Genomic DNA, 14,561 nt, shown 5'->3' with positions numbered 1-14,561 from the left:
ACATTTAAGGGTCTTTTAGAAGGAAAGCTTCGGCCGCTCGAGTGCTGCAGTAAGCCAATCGACTGGTGCGACAGCAATGTGCTCAGCTCGCATTTCCCTCACGGCCACAAACTCGTATAGCTCCTGCGGCATATTGGCGCATGTCGGGTCATCTATATCTGCCAAGTACGCGTCCAGAAAATTCTGGCCCAAACTGGGACACTCACCAAAATACTGAAAGACTCTGGTCTTAAATAATTCAAACTTGACCGGCGAGCGGCGCCATTTTGTAAAGTACTTATGTTCGCCGGGTGACGCAATCAAGAATCTGGTACAAAACCCGAAATCGGGATCTTTATCCCGAACCCAGCCTTGGAAGTTGTCATCGTTAGCAATAATGAAATGACGATAGATAATGCCCGCCTCGTCGGCGCTTTGCGCACGTACGACTCTTATACTGCCGGCCTTTATCTCTTCACACTCGATCATTCCAACTATGTAATCAGTCGCCATCTGCACACTCCCACCTCTGGGGTTACGGCTGTGAGTGAAACGTCCCAACGGGAAAAGAACGCACATCTCCTCAGCTGCAACACTTAATGAACACTATAGATTGTAGCGCTAAAGTGTTCATCACGAAAACATCTTGCTTTTTATCGGGAACGCAAGATGGATCCAAGAAGAACATTCGGGCAAGCATTACGCGCGGCCAGGAAAAGTAAGGGTATTAGCCAAGAAGAGTTTTCTGTTGTTTCAAGTCGAACCTATGTAAGCAGCATTGAGCGCGGCATTAAATCCCCGACTGTGGAGAAAATTGACAACCTTGCATCTGCGTTAAAAATTCATCCCGTTTCGTTGCTCCTACTCGCTTATATGCAGGATAAGGAAAATAATCTTGATGCGTTGCTCCAGCGTATACGCGGCGAAGTGAGCGAAATACTCGACGAGAACTAATGGACTTAAGGCGCTGGCAACATTAATTTGTGCGTCGCTGCGCGTCCAATCGCCGTTCTTGTTCAATCTTGAACATGGTGGCGCCCGGGTTACCCACCGCGCCGCACGCTCTTGCCCTGCGCATTGGGCGGCGAGCGGCGCCGTGGATAACCCTACCACCGTATGAGAGTCCAACAGGTTTTTCCTTAATGCTCCCTTGAGCATCCCTTTGCACGCTGAGAAAAGGAGTTGGACGAATTCCTGCGCTCGCCATATTTAACAAAAATTGGATGTACCGCCCCTACAATCCATGTAATCAACTTTTTTGTATGGCCAGAAAGAAACGAGGCCCGCATTTGCAGGCCTCGTTTCCTTATTTCTACATTTTCCAGTAAACGTACTCACTAGAACGGAATGTCGTCGTCCATGTCGCTGAAATTCGGCGCCGGACGCGAAGCCGGACGTGCCTGGCCGCCGCCCGAGCTTTGACGCGGTGCGGGAGCGCTGCCGTAATCGTCGTCCATGGAGCTGCCGCCACCACCGCCACCACCGCCCATGCCTTGGCGGCTGCCCAGCATCTGCATGGTGTCGGCAATGATTTCGGTGGTGTAGCGCTCGACGCCATCCTTGTCGGTCCACTTGCGGGTCTGCAGGCGCCCTTCGACGTAGATCTGCGAACCCTTCTTCAGGTATTGGCCGGCGATTTCAGCCAGCTTGCGGTAAAAGGTGATGCGGTGCCACTCGGTCAGCTCTTTCTTTTCGCCCGAGTTCTTGTCTTTCCAGCTTTCGGTGGTCGCAACCGCGATGTTGGTGACGGCATCGCCGTTCGGCATGTAGCGCGTCTCAGGATCGCGCCCCAGGTTGCCGACGATGATGACTTTGTTTACCGATGCCATAAATTTCTCCTAAAGCTTTTACAAACGAAACGTGTATGTACTGACAAAACGGGTCAGGCGCCAGCCACTGCGCCGCGGCGCGGCACGTTCTTCATGGTGGCGGCAATTATAATCCAGACAACAGTCAGCACTGTCGCCAGGATGAAGACGGACGGCGCCCCAAAATGTTGTTGCAGCCAGCCTCCAAGCGCCCCGCCACAGAACAGGCCAAGCGCCTGCAGGGTGTTGTAGATGCCAAGCGCCGTACCTTTCGCCGCCGCAGGCGCAAGGCGCGAGACGAGCGACGGCTGGCAGGCTTCCAGTATGTTGAAGGATATGAAGAAGAGCAATAACAACACGATCAACACCGCGGACGGCATGGTCGGGTTCGACATGAACATCCAGAAACCGGCTTGCACGATTGCCATCAGGACGATGGCCGCCAGGAACACTTGCTTCATCAGCCCGCGCTTTTCGCCTGCCAGCAGCGGCGGCATCATGAACGCAAACGAAATCAGCACGACCGGCAGGTAAACCTTCCAGTGCGTCGCCAGCGGCATGCCGGCGTACTGGACCAGGGCAGACGGCACGATGACGAACATGGCCATCTGGGTCACGTGAAGCGCGAACACGCCGAAATTCAGGCGCATCAGTTCGCGGTTGACGAGCACTTCGGAGAACGGCACATTTTTCACCGGCGGTTTCGGCGGTGCCGGCGGCACCACATAGAGCACGACCAGGATGGCCAGCGAGGACAGGATGCCGGTCAGCGCGAACAGGCCTTCCATGCCGATCAGCTTGTACATCGCGGGCGCGGCGACCAGCGAGATGGCGAATGTCAGGCCGATCGATCCACCCACCATCGCCATCGCCTTGGTGCGGTGCTCGTCCCGGGTCGAGTCAGCAATGAAGGCGGTCACCGCCGCCGAAATCGCTCCAGCCCCCTGGATGGCGCGGCCGACGATCACCCAGGTCAGGTTCGATGCCGCCGCCGCGATGAAGGAGCCGATCGCGAACAGCACCAGGCCGATGATGATGACGCGCTTGCGGCCGTACTTGTCCGATGCGACGCCGAACGGGATCTGCCCGAACGACTGCGTGAGGCCGTAAATCCCCATTGCCAAGCCGACCATGGTTGCACTGTCTCCGCCCGGCAGAGAGCGCGCATGGACGGCAAAAACGGGCAGGATCAGGAACATGCCGAGCATGCGCAGCGCGAAGATCGATGCCAGCGAGGCGCTGGCCCGGATTTCCAGGCGCGACATGCGCGGACTCAGTTCGGCGGAGGGAATGGATGACATCAGGTAGAAAAACGAAGTGGAACGGACGAATACGGCGGCTTCCAAAACCCGTTATAGTATCAGGTTGACCCGTATAAAGCCGAGTTCGGCGCAAGTTGAAAGCAGTTCATGGAAGAAATAAGAATTCGCGGTGCGCGCACGCATAACCTGAAGAATATCAATCTGGAATTGCCGCGCAACCAATTGATCGTCATTACCGGCTTGTCCGGCTCCGGCAAATCGTCACTGGCATTCGACACCCTCTATGCGGAGGGCCAGCGCCGCTACGTCGAATCGCTGTCGGCCTATGCGCGCCAGTTCCTGCAGTTGATGGAAAAGCCGGACGTGGACCTGATCGAAGGCCTGTCGCCCGCAATCTCGATCGAGCAGAAGGCCACCTCGCACAATCCACGCTCGACGGTCGGCACCGTGACCGAGATCCACGACTATCTGCGCCTGCTGTACGCGCGCGTTGGTACGCCCTATTGCCCCGACCACCCGGAAAACCCGCTGGCCGCGCAGTCGGTGTCGCAAATGGTCGATGCCGTTCTGGCCATGCCGGAAGACACCAAGCTGATGATCCTCGCGCCGGTGGTCGCCAACCGCAAGGGCGAGCACGTCGACCTGTTCGAGGAAATGCAGGCGCAGGGCTTCGTCCGCTTCCGCATCCAGAGCGGCACGCATGCGGCGCGCATCTATGAGGTGGACGACCTGCCCAAGCTGAAGAAGACCGAGAAGCACACCATCGACGTCGTCGTCGACCGCCTGAAGATCAAGGCGGAGGTGAAGCAGCGCCTGGCCGAAAGCTTCGAAACCGCGCTGCGCCTGGCCGAAGGCCGCGCGATCGCGCTGGAAATGGACAGCGGCAAGGAGCACCTGTTCTCGAACAAGTTCGCCTGCCCCACCTGCGGCTATTCACTGCAGGAGCTGGAACCGCGCCTGTTCTCGTTCAACAATCCGATGGGCGCCTGCCCGGAATGCGACGGCCTCGGCCATATCGAGTTCTTCGATCCGAAGCGCATCGTCGCCTTCCCCAACCTGTCGCTCGCCAGCGGTGCGATCAAGGGTTGGGACCGCCGCAACCAGTTCTATTTCCAGATGCTATCGAATATCGCCGAACACTACGGCTTCGACATCGACATGCCCTTCGAGAAGCTGCCCGAATCGGCGCAACAGGCTGTGTTGTACGGCTCCGGCCGGCAGACCATCCCGTTCACTTATATCAATGAACGCGGCCGCGCCGTGGTGCGCGAGCACACCTTCGAAGGCGTGGTGAACAACCTGCAGCGCCGCTACCGCGAAACCGACTCCATGGCGGTGAAGGAAGAGCTGGCGAAGTTCATCAACCAGAAGGAATGCCCGACCTGCAAGGGCGCCCGCCTGCGCGTGGAAGCGCGCTACGTGAAGGTCGGCACCGGCAAGCAGGAACGCTCGATCCATGAAGTGGCGATCACGCCGCTGCGCGACACGCTGGAATTCTTCGAGAAGCTCAAGCTCACCGGCGCGAAGAAGGAAATCGCCGACCGCATCATCAAGGAAATCGTGTCGCGCCTGAAGTTCCTGAACAACGTCGGCCTCGATTACCTGTCGCTGGAACGCAGCGCGGACACACTATCCGGCGGCGAGGCGCAGCGCATCCGCCTTGCGTCGCAGATCGGTTCCGGCCTGACCGGCGTGATGTACGTGCTGGACGAACCGTCGATCGGCCTGCATCAGCGCGACAACGACCGCCTGATCGCCACGCTCAAGCACCTGCGCGACATCGGTAACAGCGTGCTGGTGGTCGAGCATGATGAAGATGCGATCCGCTGCGCCGACTTCATCGTCGATATGGGTGTCGGCGCGGGTGTGCATGGCGGTGAAGTCATCGCCAAGGGACCGCTGAACGACATCCTGAAGAACAAGAAATCGCTGACGGCGAAATACCTGAACGGCACGCTGGCCATCAACGTGCCGAAGAAGCGCACTGCGCCCGATCCGGAGCGCCAGCTCGTGATTACCGGCGCATCAGGCAACAACCTGAAGAATGTGAAGCTCGACCTGCCGGTTGGCCTGCTGACCTGCGTCACCGGCGTATCCGGCTCGGGCAAGTCGACGCTGGTCAACGACACGCTTTACCACGCGGCCGCGCGCCACCTGTACGGTTCGCAGACCGAGCCGTCGCCGTACGAAACGATCAGCGGACTGGAGCATTTCGACAAGGTGATTTCGGTCGACCAGGCACCGATCGGCCGCACGCCGCGCTCGAACCCGGCGACCTACACCGGCGTCTTCACGCCGATCCGCGACCTGTTCTCGGAAGTGCCTTCTTCGAAGGAACGCGGCTACAGCGCCGGACGCTTCTCGTTCAACGTCAAGGGCGGCCGCTGCGAAGCCTGCCAGGGCGACGGCGTACTGAAGGTGGAGATGCACTTCCTGCCGGATGTGTACGTGCCTTGCGACGTCTGCCACGGAAAGCGCTACAACCGCGAGACGCTGGAAGTCCAGTACAAGGGCAAGAACATCCACGAAGTGCTGGAGATGACGGTCGAGGAAGCGCACGAGTTCTTCAAGCCGGTGCCTGTCGTGGCGCGCAAGCTGCAGACCCTGCTCGACGTCGGCCTCGGCTACATTCGCCTTGGCCAGAGTGCAACGACGCTGTCGGGCGGCGAGGCGCAGCGCGTGAAGCTGTCGCTGGAGCTGTCCAAGCGGGACACGGGACGCACGCTGTACATCCTCGACGAACCGACCACCGGCCTGCACTTCCATGACATCGACCTGCTGCTGAAGGTGATCCATCGCCTGCGCGACCAGGGCAATACCGTGGTCATCATCGAGCACAACCTGGACGTCATCAAGACCGCGGACTGGATTGTCGACCTCGGGCCGGAAGGCGGCGCGGGCGGCGGCCGGATCATCGCCGCCGGTTCACCGGAAGAAGTGGCGAAGAACGCGGCGAGCGTCACCGGCAAGTACCTCGTACCAATGCTCAAGAAAAAATAAGGAAAAGCCATGGCCACCCACTTGCGTATTTCCGGACTGGTGCAAGGCGTCGGTTACCGCGTCTCCTTCGAGGCACAGGCACGCGCGCTGCAGCTCGCAGGCTGGGTACGCAACCGCAGGGATGGTTCAGTGGAAGCCGTGGTGGACGGCGCGCCCGACGCGGTGGAAAGAATCACCGCCTGGTCGCGCCGCGGCCCGGCGGAAGCGCGGGTGACGGAAGTCGTCGTCAGTGAAATAGACGACGCATCTGTTGCCGGCGTATTTGAAGTCAGGCCGACCGCTTAGCGCGGCAGTCCCATCCAGAGACCGAGCGGCACGAAAGCCAGCGCCGCGAGGTTCCCCAGCAGCACGATCGACGCCACTTTATCCGGCTCCTGCTTGTATTGCTCGGCCACCATGAAGCAGAACACCGCGGGCGGCAGCGAAGCAAACAGGTACATCTGGCCGCGCTGTGCATTCGTCAGGGTCAGCACGCCGTCCAGCAGCCAGGCGACAATCAGCCCGCTCACGGGACAGACTATCGCTCCCATCAGCCCGATGCTCCAACTCTTGAAATTCACATCGAGCATGCGCACGCCGAGGGCGAACAGCATGATAGGAATGCAGGAGTCGCCGAGCATCTTCAGCGCCATCATCAACGGCGCGGGCAGCGTGATCTTGAAGATCGCAAACAGCATGCCGATCGCCATCGACAGCATCATCGGGCTGACGAGGAATTTCCACATCGGGGTGTGATAGCTGCGCCCGCTTTCGATGATCTTGATGCCGGCGGAGAAGTAAATCAGGTTGCAAGCCATGAACAAGGCGACAGCGGCGGACAACCCCGAGGGACCGAAGGCCAGCGCCGCAAGCGGCAGGCCCATGTTGCCGCAATTGTTGTACATCATTGGTGGGATGAAGGTGCGCGCATCGTAGCCGAACAGGCGCGCGACCGGCCACGCGATCAGCCCCGACCCAAGCGCGATCAGGACGCCGGCGAGGATCAGCGTACTGTTGTGGACGAGGTCGAAATCCTTCGCCGCCAGCGCCGTGAACACAAGCAGCGGACACAGCACATCCATGCTCACGCGGTTGACCGACGCCATGTCACTCCTGACGCGCTCGCCCCTGAATCTCGCGTACCCATATCCCACCGCAATGATGATGAAGACCGGCAGGATGATGCCGAGGATGCGCTCAAACACTTGCATGTTTAAATTCTTTCGGAGAGGTCGAAGGCTGTCCGGGCATTGTAGCGAGATATGCGGGCGCACGTTTCCCATGGAGAAACACGCACATTATTTGAGCAGCCGCTCCTCGGCGCGCGCAACCCCTTCGGTAGCGCCGCGCAGCACGATGATGTCGCCGGCCTGCAGTACGATTTCAGGCTTGACCTCAATGCGGCTCTTGCCGCGCCGGACAATGGTGACCTCTGCGCCGGCCTCGGCCAACCGCAGTGCCGAGAGCGCCTTGCCGATGGCGTTCGCCCCTTCGGGAAGGGTGACGGAATGCAGCCGCACATGCAGGTGTTCCGCGTCTTCCGGCGCATCGCTGGCACCGTGGAAATAGCCGCGCAAGGAAGCGTAACGCTCGTCGCGAGCCGCCTGCACGCGGTGCACCACGCGGCGCAGCGGCACGCCCAGCATCACCAGTGCATGGGACGCCAGCATGAGGCTGCCCTCGAGGGCTTCAGGGACGACTTCCGCAGCCCCCGCTTCACGCAGCTTGTCCAGTTCCGAATCGTCATGGCTGCGCACGATCACTGGCAAGGCCGGCGCCAGTTCATGCGCGAAATGCAGGACCTTCAGGGCCGAGGGCGTGCTGGCATAGGTGACCACGAGCGCCGCCGCGCGATGGATACCCGCGGCAACAAGACTTTCGCGACGGGCGGCATCGCCGTACGATACGTTCGCGCCGGCGGCCTGCGCCTCGCGCACGCGGTCCGGGTCGAGATCGAGCGCATGGTAGGCAATCCCCTCTTCTTCCAGCAGCTTGGCCAGGCTCTGGCCGGTGCGGCCAAAGCCGGCGATCAGGACGTGCTGCTGCGTGGTCATGGTGCGCGTCGCAATCTGCGTCAGTGCCAGCGATTGCATCATCCATTCATTGGACGACAGCTTCATGACGATGGCATCGGACTTGGCGATGATGAAGGGTGCCGCCAGCATGGACAGCACCATCGATGCCAGGATGAGCTGGATCAGCAGCGGGTCCATCAATTGCAAACCGCCCGCCTGGTTCAGCAGCACGAAGCCGAACTCACCGGCCTGCGCCAGCCCCAGGCCGGTACGGAGAGAAACGCCGGTCGATGCGCCGGTAAGCCTAGTCAACGCGGCAATCAGACCGAATTTCAGCAGCACCGGACCGGAGAGCAGCAGCAGCACCAGCCACCAGTTTTCCAGCACCAGGCGAACGTTCAACAGCATGCCGACGGTAATGAAGAACAGCCCGAGCAACACGTCGCGGAACGGCTTGATGTCCTCTTCCACCTGATGCCGGTATTCGGTTTCCGAAATCAGCATGCCGGCGACGAAAGCGCCGAGCGCCAGTGACAGCCCGGCCTTTTCCGTGATCCATGCCGCGCCCAGCGTGATGAGCAGCAGGTTGAGCATGAACAGTTCCTGCGAGCGCCGCTTGACGACGATATGGAACCACCCGCGCATCAGGCGCTGCCCGATTACGAGCAGCAGCACCAGCACGATGCCGGCCTTCATGGTCGCCAGCGCCAGCGTCGGCAGAAGGTCTTGGGTGTTCTTTGCAAGCGCCGGCACGAGGATCAGCAAGGGCACCACCGCCAGATCCTGGAACAGCAGGATGCCGAAGATCTGCCGGCCGTGCGGGCTGTCGAGTTCCAGCCGTTCCGTCAGCAGCTTGGAAACGATAGCCGTGGACGACATCGCCAGCGCGCCGCCGAGCGCAAATGCCGCGCGCCAGCTGATATCGACGAGCTGCGGCAGAAAGCGCGCCATCACCCAGCCGAATACCATGGTCGCCGCGATCGTCAGCAGCACTTGCGCCATGCCGAGGCCGAACACGGTCCGGCGCATCGATATCAGTTTCGGCAACGAAAACTCGAGGCCGATCGAAAACATCAGAAAGACGACCCCGAACTCGGCAAGCACGTGGGTGGTGGCGTTTTCCGTCGCCATGCCGAAACCGTGCGGCCCGATCACGATGCCGACCACCAGGTAACCCAGCATTGGCGGCAGGTGCAACATGCGGAACGCGACCACGCCGAGCACGGCGGCGCTCAACAGGATCAGCGTGAGTTCAAGTGCCGAAAACATGGATGCTTATAACTAGTGGTCGATTGGGGGCAGGCATGAACGCCTGTTCACGCCGGGCAACGTTTTTTGCATGCCTGCATGATTGCCTTAAGAATGAAGGACTTACGACGAGAAAGCAGCCGTTGACCGTCCTCAAAGCCGAATTTTTTGTTGTGACTGGCAGATTTTTTGCTTTCGTAATTCGTTTATACTTCCGGCATGAGTGTAACCGATGCAAAATCCTTGCCGATAGACTTCGACGCGAAAAAGGCGCTGCGTGCGCTCGAGCTCGCGCGCGAAACGATCCAGATCGAAACCGACGCCCTGCTCGCGCTGAAGGCCCGTCTCTCCGACAGCCCGGACGACAGTTTTGCCAAGGCCATGGCCTTGCTGATCCAATGCACCGGGCGCGTGGTCGTCTCCGGCATCGGCAAGTCTGGCCATATCGCGCGCAAGATCGCCGCAACGCTGGCGTCCACCGGCACCCCGGCGCTGTTCGTGCACGCGGCCGAAGCCTTGCACGGCGACCTCGGCATGATCACCGATAACGATGTCGTCATTGCGATTTCGTATTCCGGCGAAGCGGCCGAGTTCGTGTCCATCATCCCCATCATCAAGCGCATGGGCGCCAAGCTGATTGCCATGACCGGCAATGACGCTTCCCGCCTGGCGCAGCTTGCCGACGTCCATCTCAACGTGCGTGTCGACAAGGAAGCCTGCCCGCTCAACCTGGCGCCGACCGCCAGTACCACGGCGACGCTGGCGATGGGGGATGCGCTGGCTGTGGCCCTGCTCGACGCACGCGGATTCCGCGAAGAAGACTTCGCCCGCTCCCATCCCGGCGGCGCGCTTGGACGACGACTGCTGACCCATGTGCGCGACGTGATGCGCTCCGGCGCCGCCGTTCCCGCGGTTAAACCCGACGTGCCGCTGCCCACCGCCCTGCTGGAAATCACCCGCAAGGGCATGGCAATGACGGCGGTGGTGGACGACGCGGGCCGCGCGATCGGCATCTTCACCGACGGCGACCTGCGCCGCCTGATCGAGAACGTGCAGGACTTCAACAAGCTGAAGATGTCCGACGTGATGCACGCCAATCCGCGCACCGTCAATCCCGATCAACTCGCCGTCGAAGCGGTGGAGCTGATGGAACATTTCCGCATCAACCAGCTGCTGGTGGCCGATGCCGACGGCAAGCTGGTCGGCGCGCTGCACATCCACGACCTGACCCATGCGAAGGTGATCTGATGCAAGACGTAATGGCAAGGGCAGCGCGGGTCAGGCTCATGATTTTCGATGTCGACGGCATCCTGACCGACGGCAGCCTGCATTACGCGCCGGATGGCGAACTGATCAAGACCTTCAATGTGCTCGACGGCCACGGCATCAAGCTGTTGCAGCAGTCAGGCGTAGCCACCGCGATCATCAGCGCGCGCAAGTCGCCAATTGTTGCCAGGCGCGCGGCGGACCTCGGCGTGGAGCACCTGTTCCAGGGCGTGCATGACAAACTCGAAGCCTTCGAGGAATTGCTGGCAAAGACCGGTGTGACGAAGGCCGCCTGCGGCTTCGTCGGCGACGATGTAATCGACCTCCCGATCCTGACGCGCGTCGGTTTTGCGGCAAGCGTGCCGAACGGCCACGGCGAAGTGAAATCGCGGGTGCACTATGTCACCAAGGCCGGCGGCGGCCAGGGCGCGGCACGCGAGCTGTGCGACCTGATCCTGCGCGCCCAGGGCAATTACGAAGCGGCGCTGGCGCCCTACCTGAAGTAGAGACCATGCGACCCTGGCGCATCCGGTTTTTCATGACACTCGCGCCGCTGGTCGTGCTGGCGCTGGCCAGCTTCTGGCTGTATGAGGTCATGCGCCGCGCAACGGATACGGTGCTACCGAGTCCGCAACGCAGCGAGCCGGATTTCTACGTCGAAAAATTCAGCTACGTGAAACTGTCGAAGACGGGCGCCGCGAAATACCACGTTGCCGGCGACCGGCTCACGCACAATCCGCAGGACGATTCCTACGATATCGTCAAGCCGGTTATGCGCAACATCAGCAATCCGGAAGCACCGACGACGATCCGCGCCGAACGCGGCAGCGTCAACAGCGACAACAGCAAGGTGCACCTGTATGACAACGTGCAGATGGACAGGCCAGCTACGCCGACGTCGCAATCGGTCCACATCCGGACCGAGTACATGCTGGTGCTGCCGGACGATGACGTGATGAAAACCGACAGGCCGGTGGAAATCACGACGGATCGCGCGAGGCTGACGGGAACAGGCATGCTGGCGAACAATGCGACGCGGGAACTCAACCTGACCAGCAATGTTCATGGCACGTATCAAGCCCGGCAGCGGTGATCCGGTATAACTTTGATGCATCACATTCGAGATCTTTCATGAAACGTTTCTTCTTGTTGCTGTTGACGCTGTTCGCGCTGGCTGCAGGCAATGCGCACGCGGAAAAAGCCGACTCCGACAAGCCGACCAATGTCGAGGCCGACCAGATGGCCTATGACGACGTCAAGCAGGTCAATACCTTTACCGGCAACGTGGTCCTGACGCGCGGTACGCTGATCATGCGCGCCAACAAGCTGGTGGTGTCGCAGGATGCGGCGGGTTACCAGTTTGCGACGTTGTATGCACGCCCGGGCGGCGTCGCCACCTTCCGCCAAAAGCGCGACGCCGGCCCGAACCAGTGGATGGAAGGCGAGGCAGAGCGCATCGAATACGATGGCAAGGCCGAGATGGTGAAACTGTTCTCGAAGGCAAAGATGCGCCGTCTCGAAGGCACGAAGCCCACCGATGAAGTGGAAGGCGAATTCATTTCCTATGACAGCCGCGCCGAATTCTTCACCGTCAACAACACGGCCTCCGGCAACAAGCCGGGTGGCGGACGCATCAAGGCTGTCATCCAGCCACGCTCTGAATCGAAGGAAAAGTGAGATGACGAGCACACTGGTAGTCAACGGTCTGCAAAAGAGCTACGGTACGCGCCAGGTGGTGCGCGACGTCTCGCTGCAAGTCGCGAGCGGCGAAGTGGTCGGCTTGCTCGGCCCGAACGGCGCCGGCAAGACGACATCGTTTTACATGATCGTCGGCCTTGTGCCTTCGGACGCGGGCGAGATCGACCTCAATGGCGTGGGTATTTCGCGCCTGCCGATCCACCGGCGGGCAACGCTCGGCCTGTCCTATCTGCCGCAGGAAGCATCGGTATTCCGCAAGCTCAGCGTGGAAGACAACATCCGCGCGGTGCTGGAATTGCAACGCATCGACGACAAGCCGCTGCCGAAAGCGGAAATCGAAAAGCGCCTCAACACGCTGCTGGCCGAACTCCAGATCGAGCGCCTGCGCGAGAACCAGGCGCTGTCGCTGTCGGGCGGCGAACGCCGGCGCGTGGAAATTGCGCGCGCGCTCGCGACCAATCCGCGCTTCGTGCTTCTCGACGAACCGTTTGCCGGCGTCGATCCGATCGCGGTGATCGAGATCCAGCGTATCGTGCGCTTCCTCAAGGAGCGCGGCATCGGTGTGTTGATTACTGACCACAACGTACGGGAAACCTTGGGTATTTGCGACCGGGCCTATATCATCAACCAGGGCTCCGTCCTGGCAAGCGGCCGCCCCGACGACATCATTGCGAACGAGTCGGTACGGCGCGTGTATTTGGGTGAGCACTTCCGGATGTAATGGAAGAAGACCAGAACGTATGAAACAAACACTCCAACTTCGCATATCGCAACATCTGGCGCTGACGCCTCAGCTGCAACAGTCGATCCGGCTGCTGCAGCTGTCGACGCTCGAGCTGCACCAGGAGCTGGAACAGATCCTCTCGGACAATCCGATGCTGGAGCGCGTGGACGACCCGCTCGACCATTCGGTGCGCCTGCTTGCTGACGGCGCGATCAGCGCCACGGGCACGGCCAACGGAAGCACTTCGGAAGCCCCCGCAGCAGAGAGCAGCGCGCCCTCCTCCTCCGGCCCAGAAGAACCCGAAGGCGGCTTTGAAGGCGGCGGCGAAAACGCAGACGGCGGCTCCGGCGACAGCGACTGGAGCTTCGACGACGTCGCACGCACATCGAAAGCGCCGGAAGACGACGATGCGCGCCCGCAGCTGGAAGCGCATGAAGTCACCCTGCGTGAACACCTGCTTGAACAGATGCGCGTGACCGTTCGCGAAGCGCGTGACCGCGCGCTCGTCGAGCTGATCGTCGATGCGCTTGACGACAACGGCTATCTCGAGGAACCGATCGAGGAAATCCACGCACGCCTGCCGGAAGAGCTGGAAGTCGAACTGGAAGAACTGGCAGTCGCGCTGAAACTCGTGCAAAGCTTCGATCCGGCTGGTGTCGGCGCACGCAACGCGTCCGAATGCCTCTCGCTCCAGATCCGCCGCTTTCCGAAGGTACCGCTCGTGACGCGCCGCCGCGCGCTGGAGATCGTGGAAAACCACTTGCCGCTGTTCGCGCAGCGCGACTTCAACAAACTGAAGAAGGCACTCGACTGCGACGAGGAAGACCTGCGTGAAGCACAGCATGTGATCCGCCAATGCAATCCCCACCCCGGCGCGCTGTTCGCATCGGACGCTTCCGATTACGTTGTGCCCGACGTGATTGTCAAGAAGACAAAGAACGGCTGGCAAGTCTTCCTCAATCATGACGTCATGCCGCGCCTGCGCGTGAATGCCCTGTACGCCAATATCCTCAAGCAAAGCAAGGGTGAGGGATCGCTTACTTCCCAGCTGCAGGAAGCGAAATGGCTGATCAAAAACATGCGCCAGCGTTTCGACACGATCCTGCGCGTGGCGCAGGCAATCGTCGACCGCCAACGCAACTTTTTCTCCCACGGCGCAGTCGCCATGCGCCCTCTTGTCTTGCGTGAAATTGCTGATACACTTGGTTTACACGAGAGTACTATTTCCCGTGTGACAACTCAGAAATACATGCTGACCCCCCACGGCATGTTCGAGTTGAAGTACTTCTTCGGCAGCCATGTCGCCACCGAAGCGGGGGGTGAAGCTTCATCGACGGCGATCCGCGCGCTGATCAAACAATTGATAGGAGCAGAAGACCCCAAGAATCCATTCTCAGACAGCAAGATCGCGGATATGTTGGGGGAGCAAGGCATGGTCGTGGCACGACGCACCGTCGCGAAATATCGCGAAGCCCTGAAAATCCCTCCAGTCAATCTGCGCAAATCCCTGTAGTACCCGTGTTGTAGTGCAGTTGCTGTGTTCAGCGTAGCTCGCCTGCGCGGGCACACTTGAACCTCCAGC

At 60.5% G+C, this 14,561-nt stretch carries 14 protein-coding genes; 9 read left to right on the top strand and 5 right to left on the bottom strand.

All coding sequences use genetic code 11. The annotated features are described in order from the left end of the window. Window positions 1-15: 15 nt before the first annotated feature. Window positions 16-492 (bottom strand): formyl transferase, encoded by a 477-nt coding sequence (locus AYR66_RS21305; protein WP_088709174.1) that lies wholly within the window; start codon window positions 490-492, stop codon window positions 16-18. A 156-nt stretch (window positions 493-648) separates the two neighbouring features. On the opposite strand from AYR66_RS21305, the gene AYR66_RS21300 reads away from it, so the two are divergent. Further along, window positions 649-933, top strand: a complete 285-nt coding sequence (locus AYR66_RS21300; protein ID WP_088709173.1) for a helix-turn-helix domain-containing protein — start codon at window positions 649-651, stop codon at window positions 931-933. A 383-nt stretch (window positions 934-1,316) separates the two neighbouring features. Here AYR66_RS21300 and ssb read toward each other — a convergent pair whose 3' ends face one another. Then, a complete protein-coding gene (ssb, locus tag AYR66_RS21295; RefSeq protein WP_088709172.1) occupies window positions 1,317-1,808 on the bottom strand; it encodes a single-stranded DNA-binding protein in 492 nt (163 codons plus the stop codon). Window positions 1,809-1,861: 53 nt separating this feature from the next. Next, complete coding sequence (locus AYR66_RS21290) at window positions 1,862-3,052, bottom strand: MFS transporter (protein ID WP_088709978.1); 1,191 nt, start codon at window positions 3,050-3,052, stop codon at window positions 1,862-1,864. A 144-nt stretch (window positions 3,053-3,196) separates the two neighbouring features. On the opposite strand from AYR66_RS21290, the gene uvrA reads away from it, so the two are divergent. Next, on the top strand, window positions 3,197-6,049 hold the full coding sequence (gene uvrA / locus AYR66_RS21285; RefSeq protein WP_088709171.1) for an excinuclease ABC subunit UvrA: 2,853 nt from the start codon (window positions 3,197-3,199) through the stop codon (window positions 6,047-6,049). Between the two features lie 9 nt (window positions 6,050-6,058). Then, a complete protein-coding gene (locus tag AYR66_RS21280) occupies window positions 6,059-6,334 on the top strand; it encodes an acylphosphatase (RefSeq protein ID WP_088709170.1) in 276 nt (91 codons plus the stop codon). On the opposite strand, the gene AYR66_RS21275 is transcribed toward AYR66_RS21280, so the two are convergent. Together AYR66_RS21275 and AYR66_RS21270 are read right to left on the bottom strand one after the other, a co-directional pair. Then, on the bottom strand, window positions 6,331-7,239 hold the full coding sequence (locus AYR66_RS21275; protein ID WP_088709169.1) for an AEC family transporter: 909 nt from the start codon (window positions 7,237-7,239) through the stop codon (window positions 6,331-6,333). The genes AYR66_RS21280 and AYR66_RS21275 overlap by 4 nt on opposite strands. A gap of 87 nt (window positions 7,240-7,326) precedes the next feature. Next, window positions 7,327-9,312, bottom strand: a complete 1,986-nt coding sequence (locus AYR66_RS21270) for a monovalent cation:proton antiporter family protein (protein ID WP_088709168.1) — start codon at window positions 9,310-9,312, stop codon at window positions 7,327-7,329. 198 nt (window positions 9,313-9,510) lie between these two features. Here AYR66_RS21270 and AYR66_RS21265 point away from each other — a divergent pair, with 198 nt between their 5' ends. Genes AYR66_RS21265 through AYR66_RS21240 form a run of 6 tightly spaced genes read left to right on the top strand, consistent with a single transcriptional unit; the run spans window position 9,511 to window position 14,492 of the window. Further along, entirely contained in the window at window positions 9,511-10,539 is a 1,029-nt protein-coding gene (locus tag AYR66_RS21265; RefSeq protein WP_088709167.1) for a KpsF/GutQ family sugar-phosphate isomerase, read from the top strand. Next, window positions 10,539-11,063, top strand: a complete 525-nt coding sequence (locus AYR66_RS21260; protein ID WP_088709166.1) for a KdsC family phosphatase — start codon at window positions 10,539-10,541, stop codon at window positions 11,061-11,063. The genes AYR66_RS21265 and AYR66_RS21260 overlap by 1 nt, the downstream gene beginning before the upstream one ends. Before the next feature lie 5 nt (window positions 11,064-11,068). After that, window positions 11,069-11,650: an LPS export ABC transporter periplasmic protein LptC gene (gene lptC / locus AYR66_RS21255; RefSeq protein ID WP_088709165.1), complete on the top strand. Its 582-nt coding sequence runs from the start codon at window positions 11,069-11,071 to the stop codon at window positions 11,648-11,650. Window positions 11,651-11,688: 38 nt separating this feature from the next. Continuing rightward, entirely contained in the window at window positions 11,689-12,234 is a 546-nt protein-coding gene (gene lptA / locus AYR66_RS21250; RefSeq protein ID WP_088709164.1) for a lipopolysaccharide transport periplasmic protein LptA, read from the top strand. A gap of 1 nt (window position 12,235) precedes the next feature. Then, a complete protein-coding gene (lptB, locus tag AYR66_RS21245) occupies window positions 12,236-12,976 on the top strand; it encodes an LPS export ABC transporter ATP-binding protein (protein ID WP_088709163.1) in 741 nt (246 codons plus the stop codon). 19 nt (window positions 12,977-12,995) lie between these two features. Continuing rightward, complete coding sequence (locus tag AYR66_RS21240; protein ID WP_088709162.1) at window positions 12,996-14,492, top strand: RNA polymerase factor sigma-54; 1,497 nt, start codon at window positions 12,996-12,998, stop codon at window positions 14,490-14,492. Window positions 14,493-14,561: the final 69 nt, after the last annotated feature.

The organism is Noviherbaspirillum denitrificans (assembly GCF_002211445.1).
GTDB classification, from domain to species: domain Bacteria; phylum Pseudomonadota; class Gammaproteobacteria; order Burkholderiales; family Burkholderiaceae_D; genus Noviherbaspirillum; species Noviherbaspirillum denitrificans.
This window is presented reverse-complemented; position numbering and strand designations above follow the sequence as displayed.

Bases quoted from the DNA above. Each gene is read 5' to 3' on its own strand.
- AYR66_RS21305 (WP_088709174.1), bottom strand. From the start codon at position 492: ATGGCGACTGATTACATAGTTGGAATGATCGAGTGTGAAGAGATAAAG.
- AYR66_RS21300 (WP_088709173.1), top strand. From the start codon at position 649: ATGGATCCAAGAAGAACATTCGGGCAAGCATTACGCGCGGCCAGGAAA.
- ssb (WP_088709172.1), bottom strand. From the start codon at position 1,808: ATGGCATCGGTAAACAAAGTCATCATCGTCGGCAACCTGGGGCGCGAT.
- AYR66_RS21290 (WP_088709978.1), bottom strand. From the start codon at position 3,052: ATGTCGCGCCTGGAAATCCGGGCCAGCGCCTCGCTGGCATCGATCTTC.
- uvrA (WP_088709171.1), top strand. From the start codon at position 3,197: ATGGAAGAAATAAGAATTCGCGGTGCGCGCACGCATAACCTGAAGAAT.
- AYR66_RS21280 (WP_088709170.1), top strand. From the start codon at position 6,059: ATGGCCACCCACTTGCGTATTTCCGGACTGGTGCAAGGCGTCGGTTAC.
- AYR66_RS21275 (WP_088709169.1), bottom strand. From the start codon at position 7,239: ATGCAAGTGTTTGAGCGCATCCTCGGCATCATCCTGCCGGTCTTCATC.
- AYR66_RS21270 (WP_088709168.1), bottom strand. From the start codon at position 9,312: ATGTTTTCGGCACTTGAACTCACGCTGATCCTGTTGAGCGCCGCCGTG.
- AYR66_RS21265 (WP_088709167.1), top strand. From the start codon at position 9,511: ATGAGTGTAACCGATGCAAAATCCTTGCCGATAGACTTCGACGCGAAA.
- AYR66_RS21260 (WP_088709166.1), top strand. From the start codon at position 10,539: ATGCAAGACGTAATGGCAAGGGCAGCGCGGGTCAGGCTCATGATTTTC.
- lptC (WP_088709165.1), top strand. From the start codon at position 11,069: ATGCGACCCTGGCGCATCCGGTTTTTCATGACACTCGCGCCGCTGGTC.
- lptA (WP_088709164.1), top strand. From the start codon at position 11,689: ATGAAACGTTTCTTCTTGTTGCTGTTGACGCTGTTCGCGCTGGCTGCA.
- lptB (WP_088709163.1), top strand. From the start codon at position 12,236: ATGACGAGCACACTGGTAGTCAACGGTCTGCAAAAGAGCTACGGTACG.
- AYR66_RS21240 (WP_088709162.1), top strand. From the start codon at position 12,996: ATGAAACAAACACTCCAACTTCGCATATCGCAACATCTGGCGCTGACG.